We start from the raw sequence: 1,966 nt of genomic DNA on the forward strand, positions 1-1,966 counted from the left end.
CCGAGGACCAGGGCGAACACCGCGGAGCGCAGGGGGAGTTCGCTGCGGACCAGGGCGGTCGCCGCGGTCACCCCGATGATCAGGGAGAACACGGTGCTCAACGCCGCGATCAGTGCGGACAGGGACAGTGCGGCAGGCCATTTGCTGCCGTCGGCGAACAGAGCCTTGTACCAGTTCAGCGTCCACGTCTCGGGCGGGAAGGAGGCGAAGGCGTTGTTGCTGAAGGAGGTGACCAGGATGACGACGATCGGCAGCGCCAGGAACAGCAGGATGACGGTGGCGACCGCGGTCAGTGCGATGCGTCCGGCGAGGGACTTGCGCAGTTCCATCATGTCGCGCTCCTCTTCTTACGACTGGCCCCCAGCGAGGTCACGGCCTTGACCAGCAGCAGCCCGGCCAGGGTCAGCACCAGCAGGATCACGCCCTGGGCGGCGGCCCCGTTCCACTGGTTCTCCTTGGTGACCTGCTGGTTGATGAGGGTGGCGATCATCGTCTGGTTCGGTCCGCCCATCAGGGCCGGGGTGATGTAGTAGCCCAGCGACAGGATGAAACTCAGCAGTCCCGCACTGGCCAGGCCGGGAGCGACCAGGGGCAGGTAGATGCGGCGGAAGATGGTCACCTTGCCCGCGCCCATGCTGGACGCGGCCGCCATCAGACGCCGGTCCACCCCCCGCATCACCCCGTACAGCAGCAGCACCGTGTACGGCAGCATCATCGACGTCGTACCGATGACCACACCCAGCTCGTTGTAGAGCAGCTGGAAGGGGGCTCCGGGCACCGACATGGCGGCCAGGGTCTCGTTCACCAGGCCCTTGTCACCGAGCATGATGATCCACCCGTAGGTACGCACCAGCGCGGAGACGAAGTGCGGCACCACCACGACCAGCATCGCCAGACCCGCCAGGATCGGCTTCAGCCGCGTGATCGCCTGCGCCAGAACGAACCCGAAGACGAGACTGAGCACGGCCGTTTCGGCGGAGATCCGCAGCGTGGTGATCAGCACCGACAGGTTCACACCGGTCAGCGCGTCGGCGTACCAGTGCAGCGTGAACGAGCCGTCGGCGTCCTTCAGGCTCAGCAGCAGCGTGGAGAAGATCGGATAGACGAACAGCACCAGCAGGTAGACGACAACCGGCAGCGCATAGAAGACCCCGACCCGCGTCCTGCGAGAAGCCAGCAGCTTGCGGGAGCGTGCGGGGGTGGTGGCGGTGAGGGCTGCCATGGCTCACCCTGCCTGTTCGTCGGTGGAGAAGAGGTTGACGTCCTCGGGATCCGCGCTGATGCCGACCCGCTCACCGGCGACCGGGCCGCGGCCGGCGGGTACTTCCAGGCGCAGCAGCGGCGCGTCCTTGCCGTCGATCCGCACACCCGCGCGCACGAGGGTGCCCACATAGGTGGCGGTCTCCACCGTGCCGGTACAGAACCCGTCATCGGCGGCACAGGCCCGCAGCCGGCCCGGCTGCACTGCGACCTTCACAGCCGCGCCGGAGGGCAGGTCGTGGCGGCGCGCCGTGATCAGGCCGCCACTGTTGTCGAGACGGACCAGGGTGTGTTCGGCGTCGTGCTGCTCGATGCGGCCGGGCAGGAAGTTCGCCGCACCCAGGAAGTCCGCGACGAACGGCGTCTTGGGCCGCTCGAAGAGTTCCCTCGGGGTGTCGAACTGCTCGATCAGACCGTTGCGCATCACCGCGATACGGTCCGACATCACCAGCGCCTCTTCCTGATCATGCGTCACATAGATGACGGTCAGGCCGAGTTCCTGCTGGATGGTCTTGATCTCCACCTGGAGCTGGTCACGCAGCTTCTTGTCCAGCGCACCGAGTGGCTCGTCCATCAGGATCACCGGAGGCCGGTAGACCAGCGCCCTACACAGGGCGACACGCTGCTGCTGACCACCGGACAGCTCACGCGGCTTGCGCCCGCCGAAGCGGGACAGGCCCGCGATCTCCAGCGTCTCCCCCACCCG

The 1,966-nt window shown here is 67.1% G+C and carries 3 protein-coding genes; all 3 read right to left on the minus strand.

Going from position 1 to position 1,966, the window contains the following annotated elements; genetic code table 11:
* Positions 1–332, minus strand: a 332-nt coding sequence (locus GTY56_RS08090) for an ABC transporter permease (RefSeq protein ID WP_524540085.1), incomplete at its 3' end; no start/stop codon positions are given.
* Positions 329–1,222: an ABC transporter permease gene (locus tag GTY56_RS08095; RefSeq protein ID WP_161363945.1), complete on the minus strand. Its 894-nt coding sequence runs from the start codon at positions 1,220–1,222 to the stop codon at positions 329–331. The genes GTY56_RS08095 and GTY56_RS08090, both read right to left, overlap by 4 nt.
* 3 nt (positions 1,223–1,225) lie before the next feature.
* A partial coding sequence (locus GTY56_RS08100; RefSeq protein WP_161363948.1) for an ABC transporter ATP-binding protein occupies positions 1,226–1,966 on the minus strand: 741 nt, incomplete at its 5' end.

The sequence above is a fragment of the Streptomyces sp. SID5643 genome (assembly GCF_009872555.1).
Lineage (GTDB): Bacteria > Actinomycetota > Actinomycetes > Streptomycetales > Streptomycetaceae > Streptomyces > Streptomyces iakyrus.